The following is an 18,075-nucleotide window of genomic DNA, read 5'->3' on the forward strand; positions in this document are numbered from 1 at the left end:
TTGCTGTTTCTTGTAGTATCATACAGTGAAATTTTCAGTCAAGGAGTGTTTTTCTGCTTAAAACAGTAGAACAAGGTTAAGTTCGTAAGCGTCCTTAAAAAAATACTTTTTCTGTGTGCGTTGCCTATTTAAGTAGTCTCTCTATTCCTTAAAAAGGCGATTTGTCGCTGACGAAGCTTTCCTTGTCCTTGAAAAACCGCGAAGTATCGCTGTCGTAGTCCTTCTTGTCCTTGAAAAATTTGATGTTTATTCAAGCAGCTTGTCTGTTCTGTCGAAACCGAATGGGGAATTGAGGAGCTGTTATCTCCCACTTAGACTACACTCTTGAAGTGGGAGACTTAAGGCACCTTAGATACGGGATAAAGTTGCCAAGATGATTGAGGTGAAAGTATGGCAAGAAAGAAAAAGAAGCGCAATACAAAACTAAAAAAACAGTTAAAGCTAGAGTTACTCGGGCTGTTGCTTATTTTTTTGGGGATATTCGGAAGCGGCGCGAGTGCTATAAGTGATGGTGTTATACCAGGAGGTTTAGAACATTTATTTCGCTTCTTTTTAGGAATTTGGTATTTTATAGCATCTGTTCTCTTACTTATCACAGGGATAATTCTGGTTGTTAAGCGAAAAGTACCTTATTTTATGACGAAACGACTTATCGGTTTTTATATTATTGTTTGTGGTGTATTGCTCTTAACGCATATCCAAATGTTTGATCAAGTAATAGCTGGCGAGAATAAAATATCCATTATTGGATCCACATGGGAGAATTATTCCTTATATTTGGATAAACAGCTTCCATCAGAATATTTAGGTGGTGGGATGGTCGGAGCATTATTATTAACCTTAGCCTACTATTTGTTTTCATTAATTGGAGCTAAAATTGTTGCTGTTTTCTCGATAATGATTGGCCTCGTTTTTGTCACGGATTTATCGGTGGGTGATATTTTTTCTAAACTGCTGCAACGGATTTCAAGCTCTTTAAAGATTATGAAGACCTCACTGAAAAAGAAGCAAACGAAACAGCGAGAAGTCCAAATAAATCAAGGTAATGTTAAGGAAAACGAGGAAGTTATAGAGGAACATCCAGTTGCTGAGCCGGTAATTCAGGACTTTACAGATCATACAATGAATCATGAACGACTAGCGGAACACGAGCATGAAATATCCAACATAGAACCGCAAACGAAGCGGTCTGATGATGAAGAATTAGAAAATATGCCGATGACCGAGGTGGAAAACTATGAATATGTGCTTCCATCCATGCAGTTACTGGCAGAACCTGCACATAATTCACAGTTACAGGAGAAATCAAAGATTCAGGAGACAGTCCGAAAATTAGAAAAAACATTTACAAGTTTTGGTGTAAAAGCACGGGTGACAAAAGTTCATGTTGGACCAGCTGTAACGAAGTATGAAGTATATCCCGGTACCGGTGTGAAAGTTAGCAAAATAGTAAGCTTGCATGACGATCTTGCTTTAGCCTTAGCAGCTAGAGATTTACGGATCGAAGCACCGATTCCAGGAAAATCTGCTGTAGGTATTGAGGTACCAAATCAAGAGATCGCAATGGTGTCATTACGAGAAGTATTAGATAGTATTGTTAATAAACAGGGCTCGAAGTTATTGTTTGCTCTTGGCAGAGATATTTCTGGAGAAGCGATCGTTGCTGAATTAAATAAGATGCCGCATTTGCTGATTGCCGGAGCAACCGGAAGCGGGAAAAGTGTTTGTGTAAACAGTATTATTACGACAATATTAATGCGGGCAAAACCACATGAAGTAAAGATGATGATGATCGATCCGAAAAAAGTAGAGCTAAATGTCTATAACGGTATTCCACATCTGTTAGCACCTGTCGTAACAGATCCGAAAAAAGCTTCTCGCGCATTACAAAAGGTTGTAGCAGAAATGGAGAGACGATACGATTTATTTTCCGACACAGGTACAAGAAATATTGAAGGGTATAATGAATATATTCGTAAATATAATAAGCGTACAGATGATAAACAGCCTAATCTTCCGTATATTGTTGTGTTAGTAGATGAACTTGCCGACTTGATGATGGTTGCTTCTGCAGATGTTGAAGATGCGATTACAAGATTAGCACAAATGGCACGGGCAGCAGGAATTCATTTAATTATTGCTACCCAGCGGCCGTCAGTTGATGTTATTACTGGGGTCATCAAAGCCAATATTCCTTCACGCATCGCCTTTAGTGTATCGTCTACTACCGATTCACGGACCATTCTTGATAGTGGGGGTGCTGAGAAACTTCTGGGACGAGGAGATATGCTGTTTTTACCAGTAGGAGCATCGAAACCTGTTCGTGTGCAAGGAGCTTTTCTATCTGATGAAGAGGTAGAACGTGTAGTAAATCATTGTATTGAACAGCAAAAGGCCTCCTATCAGGAAGAAATGATACCTGAAGAGCCTAGTGAAATGTTAGATGAAGTGGATGATGAACTATATGATGATGCGGTACAATTAATTACGGAGATGCAAACTGCCAGCGTATCCATGCTGCAACGTCGGTTCCGAATTGGTTATACACGCGCAGCTAGATTAATAGACGCAATGGAATTACGAGGAATTGTTGGACCTTATGAAGGAAGTAAACCTCGTAAAGTGTTAGTTAGTCAGCAGACAGACGAACAATCTCATTCCATCAATTAGAAGATACAATCATTAAAATGAGCAGCAAAAAGCTAGCAAATTAAAACTGGCTTTTTGCTGTTTTTAAATGGTTGTAAAATAGTACTTTTGTTAAAGTTATGTCGATTATTATCAAAATAAAGGAACGTGTTTCGAAATTTGTGGGCTAGCTATTTATTTATGTATCTATCCATGCTATGATAAGGGTACTAAGCTGTTATACGTCAGAGGTCAGATTACTGTTTGTAACAATAGGGAGTTGGAGGGATAATTTTGTCGATTAAAAGTGATTCGAGACATTTATACTTACAAGTAATTGATCAGATAAAAAAAGATATTGAAAATGGAGTATATAAAGAGAACGAGAAGCTTCCCTCTGAATTCCAGCTTGCAAAGCTGCTAGGAGTATCTCGAGCAACATTACGTGAAGCACTCCGCATTTTAGAGGAAGATAATATTGTTACTAGAAGACATGGTGTTGGTACATTTGTGAATCCCAAACCTGTTTTTTCATCAGGAATTGAACAGCTTACAAGTGTTACATACATGATCGAACAATCAGGAAAAAAAGCTGGTACAAAATACTTGTTTACAGATATTCAAGAAGCTTCTGATAAAGATAAAAGCAAGTTTGCGCCAAGAGCGGTAGATAAATTAGTGAAGATTGAACGCGTTCGGACCGCCGATGGGGAACCTGTTGTTTTTTGTATTGATAAAATTCCGGAAGATGTCATTCCTATTGATCGTGTACGTCAGGCAGACTCTTTTTTTAAGCTAATGGAGGATTATGCGAATAAACGTGTAGCATATGCAGTGACTTACATTGAGCCACTTGGGTATCATGAACGTATTTATACTATTTTAAATTGTCGCCCTGATCAACCGCTTTTATTATTAAAGCAAATGCACTATACAGGTGAGGATGAAGCGGTTTTATACTCAGCTAACTATTTTCGTTCCGACATGTTTCGTTTCCATGTTTTACGAAAGCGTACGTAAAACATGGTTAGCAATAAAATGAAATCGCTTACCTTAGCTGTTGTTTTAGGAGGTGATGAAGCGGAAATTGGATTTTGATGTTCGGATTTGCATGAAAGTAGTCAAATTATTTAAAGGGGGTTATTCGTTTGCAAAAGTCAAAGCATGTTTTATTGTTAGCTTTCGTTCTTAGCTTGGGTTTCATATTAGTAGCCTGCGGTAGCTCAGGGACTAATAAATCAAATAATGATAAAAGCGGAGAAACAGGTGGCGACGACAAATCAAAAGATTATTCTGTTGCCTTAGTTACAGATGAGGGCGGAGTAGATGACAAATCGTTTAACCAATCCGCTTGGGAAGGATTGCAAGCGTGGGGTAAAGAACAAGGCCTATCTAAGGGAAAAGGTTTTGATTACGCACAGTCAGATAATGAGTCCGATTATTTACCTAACCTTACACGTTTAACAAAAGATGGTTATGATTTAATTTTTGGTGTTGGATATTTACTTCAAGACGCCATAACAAAAGTTGCTAAACAAAATCCAGATACTAATTATGCGATTGTTGATACTGTTGTTGAAGCACCGAATGTGGCGAGCCTCACTTTTTCTGAACATGAAGGATCTTTTTTAGCAGGAATTGCAGCAGCGATGAAAACGAAAACCGACAAGCTTGGCTTTGTTGGTGGAGTTGATTCTGATCTAATTACCAAGTTTGAAACCGGGTTTGTAGCAGGTGCAAAATCTGTCAAACCTGATATTAAAGTAGATATTCAATATGTAGGTGATTTTAGTTCAGCAGCGGATGCTAAGCTAATTGCTACACGGATGTACAAGGATGGTACAGACATTATTTATCATGCAGCAGGAGCAGCAGGTAATGGCGTGTTTGCTCAAGCAAAAGATTTGAAAAAAAATGCACCTGAAAAAGAAATTTGGGTCATTGGTGTCGACCGCGATCAGCATGATGAAGGAAAAATTGGCGAACATAATGTGACGTTTACATCTATGGTAAAACGCGTTGATTTATCTGTTGAAAAAGTAAGTAATCTGGGCATTGAAGGTAAATTCCCAGGTGGTGAAATTTTGGAATTCGGCTTAGAAGATGACGGGGTTTTCCTTGCCCCAACAAACGAAGATGCTTATACCGAAGAAATTAAGGCAAAAGTAGAGGAATGGAAAGAGAAAATTGCCAATGGTGATATAGAAGTTCCCAAAACACGTGATGAATTAAAGAAATTTGAAGAATCATTATAAAAAATTTTACAAGAAATGATAATGTGACTATCGTTTATGTACTATCCATTACTTCATCACAAAATAGAAACTCGTTGTATAACTGTTACTACAACATGATTGAAATAAGCTAAAAGTTTTAACTTCAGTAACTATAAAGAAATAAACCCAATCTTTTTTCTATCTTTTCTATAAAAGAGGCTGGATAGCCAGCCTCTTTTTCCAAGATAAGAAAGTATAAAATGATGTGCTTATAGATAGCGAAATAACCGACTAGTCACGTCCGGCTCCATCGCCCAGCAACGATGTGACTTCACGAAATCGCCCTACGATAAGTCATCATCGGTTCATCACTAAGAGGAAGGCCGACTAAAAACAGGGCTTGCCGCCCAGACGTCGGCATACCCTTGTTTTAGTGGCATGATTCCTTTATCCCGCATCATGTAACTTGCAGTAAGACCTCCACTTCCATGCTATGAGAAAAAAACTAGGAAGTTAGGTGGAGGATCTAACTGCAAGTAAATGGCCGATTCGTTCCATTCACTACGTTGCTAAACGAGCGCTTGCGCTTGTTCATAAGTGCTACGGATCAGCGAAAGCAAGGCTAACTTACTTAAAAAACTGTAATTGATGTAACCTAAAATTTGCTTTCGGCAGCAAAGGAGTTGATGATAATTGGTGGATTATGTAATAGAGATGCTGCATATTCGTAAAGAATTCCCTGGGATAGTTGCAAATGATGATATCACTATTCAGTTGAAAAAAGGTGAAATCCATGCCTTATTAGGTGAAAATGGTGCTGGAAAATCGACCTTAATGAACGTATTGTTCGGACTCTATCAGCCAGAGCAAGGAGAGATTCGTGTAAAAGGGAAAAAAGTTAATATCACCAACCCAAATGTAGCTAATGATTTAGGCATTGGGATGGTACACCAGCATTTTATGTTAGTGGAGACGTTTACGGTTACGCAAAATATTATTCTTGGGAATGAACCGACGAAACATGGTCAAGTTAATATTAAGGAAGCTGAAGAAGAAGTTCAAAAATTATCGGACAAATATGGATTACGAGTAGATGCAACCGCGAAAATCAGCGATATTTCCGTTGGCATGCAACAGCGTGCTGAAATATTGAAAACACTCTATCGTGGGGCAGAAGTACTCATCTTTGATGAGCCGACTGCTGTATTAACTCCTCAAGAAATTACTGAACTTATGGAAATTTTTAAAACTTTAATTACAGAAGGAAAATCGATTATTCTGATAACACATAAATTAAAAGAAATTATGCAAATATGCGATCGCTGTACTGTAATTCGTAAAGGTAAAGGCATTGGTACAGTTAATGTGGCAGATACAAATGTGAAGGAACTAGCATCCTTAATGGTAGGTAGAGATATCTCGTTTCAAGTTGATAAACAACCTGCTAAACCAAAGCAAACGGTACTGGAAATAAATGATCTCGTTGTCAAGGATAGTAGAAAGATAGATAGGCTAAAGGGATTGGAATTATCTGTTCGCGCTGGAGAAATCGTCGGAATTGCCGGAGTTGATGGAAATGGTCAATCTGAATTAATTGAAACAATTACTGGGTTAAGAAAAGCAAATGCAGGAAAAATTCTCTTGAATAATAAAGATATAACCAATCTATCTCCTCGAAAAGTAACAGAAAGTGGAATAGGACATATTCCTCAAGATCGACATAAATATGGTCTTGTTCTCGACTATTCGATCGGTGAGAACATCGTATTACAAACGTATTATAAACGACCATTTTCTAAATATAAAATTTTAAATTATAAGCAAATTTTTAGTAAAGCTGAACAATTAATTGCTGAATATGATGTGAGAACACCAACTGTATATACGAAAGCACGTGCACTGTCCGGAGGAAATCAACAAAAAGCAATTATCGCCAGGGAAATTGATCGCTCTCCTGATTTATTAATTGCTGCCCAGCCGACTAGAGGTCTTGATGTTGGCGCCATTGAATTTATCCATCGAAAACTCATTGAAGAACGCGATAAAGGGAAAGCAATTTTATTAATATCATTTGAATTAGATGAAATTTTAGATGTAAGCGATCGAATTGCGGTTATTTATGATGGGAAAATTGTTGCTGATATAAAGCCTGAGGAGACAAATGAACAGCATTTAGGTCTCTTGATGGCTGGAAGTGGACATGAAAGGGTAGGCGAGAGCTCATGATGACAAATAAATGGTTTAATATTCTTGTTCCGATTTTCTCTGTCTTTACCGGACTTTTATCAGGAGCAATTATTATGCTGTTATTTGGTTATAATCCGATACAAGGCTATATCGCATTATTCCAAGGCGCATTTGGTGACCCCTACTTTTTTGGTGAAACAATTCGCCAGACTACCCCATATATTTTCACCGGTTTAGCCATCGCTTTTGCTTTTCGGGCAGGACTATTTAATATTGGAGCAGAAGGTCAAGTTATTGTTGGTTGGCTTGCTGCAGTATGGGTTGGTACAACCGTGGACGCACCCATGTATATTCACCTTCCTTTAGCTTTATTAGTAGCTGCACTAGCTGGAGCATTATGGGGACTGATTCCAGGTTTGTTGAAAGCTAGTTTAGGAGTACATGAAGTAATTGTGACCATCATGCTGAATTATGTTGCTTTATATAGTACCAATGCTATTATTCGTAATGTGTTAACAGAGAGTGCAGACAAAACAGACATGATTGCACCTACAGCTTCACTGGCATCCGCTTGGCTAGAAAATTTAACCTATTTTTCCCGTATGCATTATGGGATTTTTCTTGCAGTGATTGCAGCAGTTGTCATGTGGTTTATCATCGATCGAACCAATCTTGGCTTTGAGTTAAAGGCGGTTGGTTATAACCGCCATGCTTCTAAATATGCAGGAATGAGTGTGAAGCGGAATATTATTTTAGCTATGATCATCTCCGGAGCCTTTGCCGGCTTAGCTGGTTCTATGGAAGGTTTAGGAACGTATGGAAATATGACTGTCAGCTCAGGCTTTTCCAATCTTGGCTTTGACGGAATTGCAGTGGCGTTATTAGGAGCAAATAATGCAATAGGAGTAATATTAGCGGCACTTTTATTTGGTGCTCTTAAGGTTGGGGCTTTAAATATGCCAACTCAAGCCGGAGTTCCCAATGAACTAGTGGATATCATTATCGCGCTGATCATTTTCTTTGTTGCATCAAGCTATCTCATTCGTTGGATTATACTTCGCTTTAAAGGGAGGGAAAATAAATGAGTTTTATTGAATTATTACAATCCATTATCCCAACCGCACTTTTTTATTCAGCACCACTCATTTTTACAGCTCTTGGCGGTGTATTTAGCGAGCGATCTGGAGTGGTTAATATTGGTCTTGAAGGATTAATGGTCATGGGTGCTTTTGTTGGTATTGTGTTTAACCTTACTTTTGCTGAAGTATTTGGTGCATGGACCCCTTGGGTATCGATTATCGTCGCAATGTTTTTTTCTGCGCTTTTTTCTGTTATCCATGCAGTAGCATCCGTATCCCTTTATGCAGACCAGGTCGTAAGCGGAGTAGCAATTAACTTTTTAGCATTAGGACTTGGTGTGTTTTTAACAAAGCAATGGTATGATAAAGGTCAAACCGATATGGTCACACAACCATTTTTTACAACGGATATTCCAATATTAGCAGATATTCCAATTATTGGAGAGATATTCTTTAAAGGAATTTATACCATCTCATATATTGCGATTATCTTCGCATTTATTGCATGGTATATTTTATATAAAACGCCATTCGGGTTACGACTGCGTGCAGTAGGGGAGCACCCAATGGCAGCAGATACGAACGGAATCAATGTATATCGTCTGCGTTATATTGCAGTAATTATTTCTGGAGCAATGGGAGGTTTAGGCGGGTCTGTATTTGCCTTAACGATTGCTTTAAATTTTTCCCATGCAACCATTGTTGGTCAAGGATTTATGGCGTTAGCAGCTGTTATCTTTGGGAAATGGCATCCTTTAGGTGCAATGGGAGCCGCTTTATTCTTTGGTTTTGCCCAAAGTTTAAGTGTGATCGGTGCAGGGATTCCGTTATTAGCTGACGTACCGCAAGTATTTTTACTTATTGCTCCATACGTATTAACAATATTAGCGTTAGCTGGATTTATCGGTCGTGCAGAAGCACCAAAAGCGAATGGTGTACCTTATGTGAAAGGTAGTCGATAATCAGGAACAATGTGCAAGCGCCTTGGTCAGCTTAACAAGTGTTGAAAACTTCAAGGAGGAGACTGCCTGTAATCGTAGAGGAGTGAAGCGATCTCGAGGGGTTAAGCAATGAATATAGATATTTTGAAAAAATTTATCCCGCATGTAAGGTGCCCACTTTAAGAGTGTAGGCAATACAAAGAAGGCAAAGTGTTGAGAAAACGGCACCTAAATGCCCGATTCGTTCAAGGGCCTTGGCATACCCTTGTGGTACTAACATTCCGTGTGAAAAGCGTTCCACGGAATGAAGTTTCACTTTATACTTTCCTAAGCAGTAAAAAACTGGTTTGCGTGTAAAAGTCGCAAGTCAGTTTTTTTTGCTTTATAATGGATGACGAATGGAAAAATAGTGCAGAATAGACAAAAGCATTGAATTGATAAAGGAGGATTCGAATGGAGAAAATAACTGAAACAATAAAACAAACAAATGGAACCTATTTTCATTATATCCCTACTAAAAAGTATAAAACGGTTACGGTAGTGGTGAAGTTAAAGGCACCGTTGCAAAAAAAAACGATAACGAAACGAGCGCTTCTTCCATATGTTTTAAGGCAAGGAACAAAGCGGTATCCGACAAAGCAGGAATTTCAACTGAAATTAGATGAACTGTATGGGGCATCCATATCTTTAGATGGTGCGAAAAAAGGAGAGAACCATATTATTAGTTTGCGTTTGGAAATTGCAAATCAGAAGTTTTTGCAGGACAACCCGCCGATATTAACTCAAGGATTAAACTTACTACATGATGTACTATTTGACCCAAATAGTGATGGCAATCAATTTGCATCAAGCGTTTTTAATCGGGAAAAGGAAACATTGAAACAAAAAATCCTGGCTTTAAAAGATGACAAAATGAGTTATGCAAACATGCGCTTAATTGATGAAATGTGCAAAGGGGAAGCTTATCAGCTACATGTACATGGATATATGGATGAGTTGGAAACGATCACTTCGAAAAGCTTATACGCTTATTACCAACAGATGATTCGTGAAGATCGAATGGATATCTATATACAAGGTGATTTACCTTTAAATAGAATGGAAGAAATAGCATCCATTTTCGAACTCACGCCAAATGCAGACCGCAATCAAATTCATCGAGAAACCAGTCGTTTCATAGTAGAGAAGTCGCCAAAGCAAGTGATTGAAACAGACCAGATTCAACAAGCAAAGCTACATATTGGTTATCGAACAAATGTAACATTCGGTCAGCCGGAATATTATGCACTGCATGTATTCAATGGCATCTTTGGCGGATTTCCAAGCTCAAAGTTGTTTAAGAATGTTAGAGAAAAAAATAGTCTTGCTTATTATGCTGCTTCTCGGCTTGAAAGTCATAAAGGGTTATTACTTGTCTTTAGCGGTATTGCTCCAAAAGATTTCGAAAAAGCAAGAGATATTATAAAAAATCAAATGACTGCAATGAAACAGGGTGATTTTACTAATCATCAGATAGAAGAAGCTAAAGCACAAATTACGAACCAATTACTGGAAACATTAGACCATCCACAAGGAACGATAGAGTTTTTATACCAACAGGTATTAGCTGATAAACAAATAAACCCGATCGACTTTATTGAACGGATAAAACAAGTAACAAAGGAAGAAGTTGTTGCTGTTAGTAAAAAACTGCAAGAAGATACGACATATTTATTAACGTCAGAGAAAGGGGATTCCCATGAATAAACGTACGTATCAAGATATCGGGGAGACATTATATACAGAAAAACTGGATAATGGACTTACAGTTTGTCTCTTACCAAAGCAAGAGATGGCCAAGACACATGCACTGTTTACAACCAACTATGGCTCGATTGATTTGCATTTCACACCAATTGGAAAAGATGAAGCAGTGACTGTACCTGAAGGTGTTGCTCACTTTTTGGAGCATAAACTATTTGAAAGTGAGCAAGGAGATGTTTTTTATGACTTCTCGAAACAAGGCGCTTCAGCCAATGCGTATACATCATTTACCAAAACAGCTTATTTATTTACAGCTACAGATCATATTGAAAAAAATGTGGAAACACTGATTGACTTTGTACAGGATCCTTATTTTACCGAAGAATCTGTAGAAAAGGAAAAAGGGATTATTGCGCAAGAAATCAAAATGTATGATGATCAGCCAGAGTGGCAAGCGTTTATGGGAACGATCAAAGCGATGTTCCAAAACCACCCGATAAATGTTGATATTGCTGGTACCGTTGAGTCCATTTATCAAATTACAAAGGATGATTTATATACGTGCTATCATACATTTTATCATCCGGAAAATATGATTTTATTTATTACCGGGAATTTTAATCCCAAACAAATGATGGAATTAATTAAAGCAAATCAGGCCAAAAAGAAGTTTGACCGAATGGAGCAATTACGCAGGAAGTTTCCTGAAGAACCTAAAAAAGTGGCTATGAAAGAAAAACAAATAACGATGCCTGTATCCATTCCGAAATGTACGGTTGGTATTAAAGGTGCTTTCAACGAAAATTCACCTGACTTGGTTTTGAAAAATGATCTATTACAAGATATGTTAATGGATTATTATTTTTCAAAAGGCGGCCTATATTATCAAGAATTGTACAATAAACAACTCATTGATGACAGCTTCTTCTATGAGACCAATATCGATCGTGATTTTGGCTATGTTTTAATTGGCAGCAATACAAGAAGCCCACAGGAATTTGCCAAAAGACTCAAGGAAATGCTGCTTCAGATTCAAGAGGGAGAATTAAGTGAAGCAACATTCCAACGCATTAAAAAGAAAAAGATCGGACAACTATTACGTATGATGAATCGCTTGGAAACAATAGCTAATTCCTATACCCATTATTACTTACTGGGCATTGATTTCTTCCAGCTGTTGCCTACTGTTAGAACCCTTACGTTACAAGATGCCAAACAATTTATGGAAAATTGGATAGCTGACGAGCGCTTAGCAGTATGCACCATAGCAGCGGAGTAATGAAAGATAATGGGGAAAAATATCTTAATTGTTGGTGCAAGCGGTGATATTGGGACAGCAATAGCTCGCCAATTACTAGAAGCAGGCCATCAGCTATTGCTTCATTATCACACGAATAAACAAATAATCAACGAACTTTGTAAAGAGCATGGGGAAGCTATTTTGGCTATTTATCAAGCGGATTTAAGCAACGAGCAAGACTGTAAACGATTTTTGAAAATGCTCGAAATATCAATAGATGGGATTGTTTTTGCTAGCGGCAAAGCTTATTATGGGCTATTTCAGGAAACTTCAGAAACTACAATGGATGAAATGATCCAGTTATATGTAAAATCTCCCTGGTTAATTACAAAGCAACTTCTGCCAAAAATGATTTCCAAACAAACAGGAACGATTCTATTTATTACGTCAATATGGGGAGAGCAAGGAGCAAGTAATGAAGTTGTATATTCGGCTGTAAAAGGTGCACAAAACAGCTTTGTAAAAGCGCTGGCAAAAGAAGTAGCTCCATCCGGGATTTCCGTAAATGCGATAAGTCCGGGATTTATTGACACAAAAATGAACGGTCATTTATGCGAGAAAGAAAGAGCAGCCATTTTTAAAGAGATTCCCCAAAATAGAGCGGGAACTCCAGATGATATTGCTTATATGGCAAGGTTTTTATTTTCTGATGAGAGCAGCTATATTCAAGGAGCAATTATCGATATTACAGGTGGATGGTAATTTTACTCCTTCTGATATGCATAAACTAGAAAATAACTCAAATACTAGGTGTGTATAAACTAGAAGGAGGAGAAGTAAATGTCTGTTTTAGATAATTTTGATTCATGGAAAAGCTTTTTAGCAAATAAGTTAAACCAAGCTCAGCAACAAGGTATGAGTAATCAAACCATTCAAAATGTAGCTCATGAAGTTGGTGATTACCTATCTAAAAATGTTGATGCAAAAAATAAAGAAGAAGCAGTATTGCGTGATTTATGGAATTCTGCATCTGAACAAGAACAACAAGCTATTGCTAATGCAATGGTTAAATTCGTCCAAAGTCAAGGTAATCAGCAGTAAGGTAGAAGCAAGTTCTGTGGATATATACTTATTACGTAAAGCCCACTAAATTATATCCCATATTCTTCTGACAACTCATATTTGGGTAGACTTTCCATTTTTCCTGTCTTGTTCAACGTTTAAGCGGTAGGAATCATACCCTAATTGTCAGTTGTGTAATGCATTACTTCTGGTTATTTCTCTTTGGAATTATTATTCTTCACAAATATCGATAAATAATTGTGAATTAAGAAAAGGAAGCTGTTTCGTTATTGGAACGGCTTCTTTTTGTTCTATTATAGGAAAGTCTAATTAGGCTTTATCCCGCATGTAAGGTGCCGTAAGTTTCCCACTTCAAGTCCTAAATTGATACAAAAGAGTCTAAGTGGGAGAAAACGGCACCTAAATGCCCGATTGGTTCAAGGGCCTTTAGGTCATACCCTTGTGGTACTAACATTCCGTGTAAAAAGCATTCCACGGAATGAAGTTTCACTTTACCGTATGAGAAAAACTAAGCTTTTGTATAAAGACTTGACGACAAGCCAAGTTTTTCTAATGATCCAGGAAATCATATTTCCAACATGATGGAATATCGAAAATAGATTGTTCTATTTTATATTGCTTTTAAGTCTGTGAACATGTATAGGGATTTTTACCGAATTTTGTAACATACTATTTCCACATAAAAAGCCGTAATTTTAATATAGAAGTCGCTTGACGTTTGTAAAATGATTAGGTGTTTAACTTTATAAGTAGAAGCAATCACTTATAAATTATTTTTTATACATGATTTTCTTTTTATATTTGCTTTATTTCGTTAAAATAGGGTATATATATGATATAGAAGTTAACTATTTTCATTTAATTATTCCCTAATCTCTTTTAACTTATGGAAAAATCCTTTATTATATAATTAGATAGTATGAAGAATTGTCCTAAGGCTCATATGGAATATGTAGTAATCTTTGGTTAATTTTTGACAAAGGGGTATCATATGGAAAAAACAGAGTGGTATCTGGAATATGAAATTAAAATTAATCGCCCTGGTTTGCTTGGCGATATATCTTCCTTGCTTGGTATGCTATCCATCAATATTATCATGATAAATGGGGTGGAAAATTACCGGCGAGGAATGCTGCTCCTTTCTAAATATGATGAAAATATCTTACGTTTAAAATCTATTTTAAAAACAATGGATACCATTAGGGTTATTAAGCTGCGCCAACCTAAACTTCGTGATAAATTAGCTGTTCGTCACGGCAGGTATATACATCGGGATGTAGATGACCATAAAACCGTTCGTTTCAATCGCGATGATCTTGGCTTGCTTGTAGACTTTATGGCAGAGTTATTTAAAACAGATGGACATAAATTGATTGGAATTCGCGGCATGCCTAGAGTAGGGAAAACAGAATCGGTAGTTGCTGCAAGTGTATGTGCTAATAAACGATGGCTATTTGTATCCAGCACACTTTTAAAACAAACTGTACGCAATAAGCTAATTGAAGGAGAGTACAATCCAGATAATGTTTATATTATCGATGGTATTGTATCGACACGTCGTGCAAATGAACAGCATTGGCAACTTATTCGAGAAGTTATGCGACTCCCCTCAATTAAAGTTGTGGAGCATCCAGATATATTTGTCCAAATGACGGAATATGAAATAACTGATTTTGATTATATTATTGAATTACGTAATCATGAGGATGAAGAAATTACATATGAACCTGTTGAGCCACAGCAGTTTAAACAAGAAAACGGAACATCAATGTTTGATTTTTAAAATGGATGGTGTTGGATATGCAGATTGGAGAAAGATTAAAAGAAGCAAGAGAGGCGAGGAACCTCTCTTTAGAAGAATTACAAGAAATGACAAAAATTCAAAAAAGATATTTACAGGCAATTGAAGAAGGGAATTTGCAAATCCTTCCAGGCAAGTTTTATGCCCGTGCATTTATGAAGGAATATGCGAATGCCGTTGGTTTAGATCCTGATGAATTATTAGAGGAACATAAAGAGGAAGTACCAAAGACGGAAGAACCTAGCGAAGAGCAATACTCTCGTATTCAGCGTTCCCGTAAAAGCCAAGCTGAAAAAAGCTCCTCCAACTTTTCTTTATTTCCAACGATTATTGTTGTTTTACTTATTATCGGGATCATTGCTGTAGCTATTTTCTTTATTTCCCAAAATATGTCGGGTACAGGCAGTGAAGAGCCAGTAAAAAATGGAAATAGTAGTAATGATATAATCATTAAAGATGATAATGAAGACAATGAGGCTGCAGCCAATGAGAATGCAGATGATAGTGAAAAGTCGGATGAGCAAGATAAGGCTGATGACAAAGATAAAGACAAAGATAAAGAAGCTGAATTTAATGTTGTTGAAAAAGGTACCGGCAGTACCCCAGAGTCGACTGTAGAATTCACATACACGGGAGAAGAAGTAACAGCTAAATTAGAAGCAACTGGGGATACATGGTTGGGCGTTAGAGCAGATAATGGAGAAGAACTATTTGCCGAGAATATGTTTAATCAAGATCAATCTCCATTAGAAATTGATTTAAGTGGTAAAGAGCGCGTCTTTTTCAAAATCGGTAATGCTTCCGTCTTAACTATCACTATTAATGGTGTAGAAATGGAATACCCAGTAGATGCAAGCAATGTAAGACAAAATATATGGATTGAATTGAAACAAGAAACCGAATAAATTTTTATAAACCCTTCCTTTCAACTTTTGGGGAAGGGTTTATCACTTTACTAGGAGGATCTATATGAACTTACCAAATAAATTAACCTTATCACGAATTTGTTTAATTCCAATTTTTATCATTTTAATGAGTGTACCGTTTTCCTGGGGAACTTGGCAAATTGGTGAAGCTGAGTTACCGATTGTACATTTCATTTCCGCCTTACTGTTTATTTTTGCTGCAGGCACAGACTGGGTAGATGGTCATTATGCCCGTAAGTACAACCTTGTTACCAATTTAGGGAAATTCTTGGATCCACTCGCTGATAAGCTTCTCGTCTCAGCAGCGCTTATTATATTAGTTGAAATGGGAGTCGCACCTGCATGGGTTGTCATCATTATTATTAGTAGGGAATTTGCAGTGACAGGTCTTCGACTAGTTGCAGCAGGGGAAGGCATTGTTTTAGCTGCAGGCAAAATGGGGAAATTAAAAACAGCAACGCAAATGGTAGCTATTGCTGTTTTATTGCTCCATAATTTTCCGTTTTCTTATATAGGATTTCCGTTTGGAGAAGTTATGTTATATATAAGTTTATTGTTTACAGTATGGTCTGGTGTCGATTATTTTGTTAAAAACTGGCATGTAATGAGGGATTCTAAATGAGTAAGACAATAAATGCTGAAATTGTAGCTGTAGGTACAGAGTTGTTACTTGGTCAAATTGCGAATACAAATGCACAATGGTTATCCCAGCAGCTAGCTAATTATGGTGTTAATGTATTTTACCATGTGGTTGTGGGGGATAATTTAAATCGAGTTGTACAGACCTTTAAACAGGCACATGATCGATCCGATGTTATTATTGTAACTGGAGGACTCGGACCAACAGACGATGATTTAACAAGAGAAGCATTTCAACAGTTAAGCCAATTTTCTTTAGTCGAACATAAACCCTCCATGGATAAAATTCAAGCCTATTTTAAAAAGCAGCAGACAACCATGACTCCAAACAATCGGAAGCAGGCAAGAGTATTTGCTGAGGCTGTGGTTTGGCCAAATCATGTGGGGATGGCTCCGGGAATGATGGTTTCTTTTGAAAGTCGAACATGGATCTTTTTACCCGGTGTACCGCGTGAGATGAAAGCCTTAGCAGAGCAGTATATGTTTCCTGCTTTACAGCAATTAATGGGAAAAGAAGAATTGATTAAATCGGTGGCTTTAAAATTTGTCGGCATTGGTGAATCAAAACTGGAGCATGAACTGTATGATCTTATTCATGGACAAAGTAATCCGACGATAGCACCATTAGCACAGGAAGATGGTATTATCATTAGACTTACAGCAAAGAGTGATTCCCTAAAGCAAGCAGACGAACTATTAACGGCGACGAAAGCGAAAATAATAGAGCGTGTTGGACATTATATCTACGGTGTCAATCATGAAACGTTAGAAGGAAAGGTCGTAGCGTTATTAGCAAAACAACAGAAGACAATTGCTGCTGCGGAAAGCTTAACAGGTGGACTGTTTGCTGAAAAGCTAACTGCCGTCTCCGGCGCTTCAAATGTATTTCATGGCGGTATTGTAAGCTATACAAATCATGTGAAAGAACACACGCTAGGTGTTTCTAAGAAAACCTTGCAAACAAAAGGTGCTATTAGCGAAGAATGTGCAAAAGAAATGGCAGAGCAAGTAGCACATAAATTAGGTGCATCGATTGGTATTTCTTTTACCGGAGTAGCAGGACCAACGGAAATGGAAGGTCATCCAGTCGGTTTAGTTTATATTGGTATTTATGATGAAATTGGAACACATGTGGAAAAATGTTTATTTCAGGGAGATCGCAGTGCAATTAGACGTAGATCTGTAGTGAAAGGCTTAGAGCTTTTGTATAAAAAACTAAAATGATAAAATAAAACAACGTATGTTACGTATTTTCGCTTTTTTAGTAAATTATTTTACTACAAATCTAATTTTTTGGTAAATATTCAAGTGAAAAAAGGGGAACATTTATTCGTTTTTTGCTTGGCAAATAAACGAAAAGCATGTATGATGGAAATAGATTAATAAAGGAGGGCGACGTTTTGAGTGATAAAAAACAAGCTTTAGATATGGCATTAAAACAAATAGAAAAGCAATTCGGCAAAGGTTCTATCATGAAATTGGGGGAACAGGCTGAACAAAAAGTAGCAACCATACCTAGCGGCTCCTTAGCGTTAGATGTTGCACTTGGAATTGGCGGGTACCCAAAAAGGCGGGTTGTTGGAATATAAGGG

General features: G+C 37.4%; 14 protein-coding genes and 1 pseudogene. All 15 read left to right on the top strand.

What is annotated here, in order from left to right:
• The first annotated feature begins 390 nt into the window (after positions 1-390).
• Positions 391-2,670: an FtsK/SpoIIIE family DNA translocase gene (locus BN1066_RS16140; RefSeq protein WP_077320473.1), complete on the top strand. Its 2,280-nt coding sequence runs from the start codon at positions 391-393 to the stop codon at positions 2,668-2,670.
• A 252-nt stretch (positions 2,671-2,922) separates the two neighbouring features.
• Entirely contained in the window at positions 2,923-3,648 is a 726-nt protein-coding gene (locus BN1066_RS16145; protein ID WP_077320474.1) for a GntR family transcriptional regulator, read from the top strand.
• A gap of 128 nt (positions 3,649-3,776) precedes the next feature.
• Entirely contained in the window at positions 3,777-4,883 is a 1,107-nt protein-coding gene (locus BN1066_RS16150; RefSeq protein ID WP_077320475.1) for a BMP family lipoprotein, read from the top strand.
• A gap of 657 nt (positions 4,884-5,540) precedes the next feature.
• On the top strand, positions 5,541-7,070 hold the full coding sequence (locus BN1066_RS16155) for an ABC transporter ATP-binding protein (RefSeq protein WP_077321518.1): 1,530 nt from the start codon (positions 5,541-5,543) through the stop codon (positions 7,068-7,070).
• Positions 7,067-8,116 carry an ABC transporter permease gene (locus tag BN1066_RS16160; RefSeq protein WP_077320476.1) on the top strand — a complete coding sequence of 350 codons (1,050 nt, stop codon included), beginning with the start codon at positions 7,067-7,069 and terminating at the stop codon, positions 8,114-8,116. The genes BN1066_RS16155 and BN1066_RS16160 overlap by 4 nt, the downstream gene beginning before the upstream one ends.
• On the top strand, positions 8,113-9,072 hold the full coding sequence (locus BN1066_RS16165; protein WP_077320477.1) for an ABC transporter permease: 960 nt from the start codon (positions 8,113-8,115) through the stop codon (positions 9,070-9,072). The genes BN1066_RS16160 and BN1066_RS16165 overlap by 4 nt, the downstream gene beginning before the upstream one ends.
• Before the next feature lie 432 nt (positions 9,073-9,504).
• Complete coding sequence (gene yfmF / locus BN1066_RS16170; RefSeq protein WP_077320478.1) at positions 9,505-10,797, top strand: EF-P 5-aminopentanol modification-associated protein YfmF; 1,293 nt, start codon at positions 9,505-9,507, stop codon at positions 10,795-10,797.
• On the top strand, positions 10,790-12,073 hold the full coding sequence (gene yfmH / locus BN1066_RS16175) for an EF-P 5-aminopentanol modification-associated protein YfmH (RefSeq protein WP_077320479.1): 1,284 nt from the start codon (positions 10,790-10,792) through the stop codon (positions 12,071-12,073). The genes yfmF and yfmH overlap by 8 nt, the downstream gene beginning before the upstream one ends.
• Positions 12,074-12,082: 9 nt before the next feature.
• Positions 12,083-12,796: an elongation factor P 5-aminopentanone reductase gene (ymfI, locus tag BN1066_RS16180; protein WP_077320480.1), complete on the top strand. Its 714-nt coding sequence runs from the start codon at positions 12,083-12,085 to the stop codon at positions 12,794-12,796.
• 78 nt (positions 12,797-12,874) lie between these two features.
• Entirely contained in the window at positions 12,875-13,135 is a 261-nt protein-coding gene (locus BN1066_RS16185) for a DUF3243 domain-containing protein (RefSeq protein ID WP_077320481.1), read from the top strand.
• A 973-nt stretch (positions 13,136-14,108) separates the two neighbouring features.
• A complete protein-coding gene (locus BN1066_RS16190; protein ID WP_077320482.1) occupies positions 14,109-14,900 on the top strand; it encodes a DUF3388 domain-containing protein in 792 nt (263 codons plus the stop codon).
• Between the two features lie 17 nt (positions 14,901-14,917).
• A complete protein-coding gene (locus BN1066_RS16195) occupies positions 14,918-15,823 on the top strand; it encodes a helix-turn-helix domain-containing protein (RefSeq protein WP_077320483.1) in 906 nt (301 codons plus the stop codon).
• Positions 15,824-15,887: 64 nt separating this feature from the next.
• Positions 15,888-16,466 carry a CDP-diacylglycerol--glycerol-3-phosphate 3-phosphatidyltransferase gene (gene pgsA / locus BN1066_RS16200; RefSeq protein WP_077320484.1) on the top strand — a complete coding sequence of 193 codons (579 nt, stop codon included), beginning with the start codon at positions 15,888-15,890 and terminating at the stop codon, positions 16,464-16,466.
• Positions 16,463-17,707: a competence/damage-inducible protein A gene (locus BN1066_RS16205; protein WP_179104419.1), complete on the top strand. Its 1,245-nt coding sequence runs from the start codon at positions 16,463-16,465 to the stop codon at positions 17,705-17,707. The genes pgsA and BN1066_RS16205 overlap by 4 nt, the downstream gene beginning before the upstream one ends.
• Before the next feature lie 176 nt (positions 17,708-17,883).
• Positions 17,884-18,069 (top strand): annotated as a pseudogene (locus tag BN1066_RS16210) (recombinase RecA); the annotation flags it as partial.
• Positions 18,070-18,075: the final 6 nt, after the last annotated feature.

The organism is Virgibacillus proomii (genome assembly GCF_900162615.1).
Taxonomy (GTDB): Bacteria; Bacillota; Bacilli; order Bacillales; family Amphibacillaceae; genus Virgibacillus; species Virgibacillus proomii.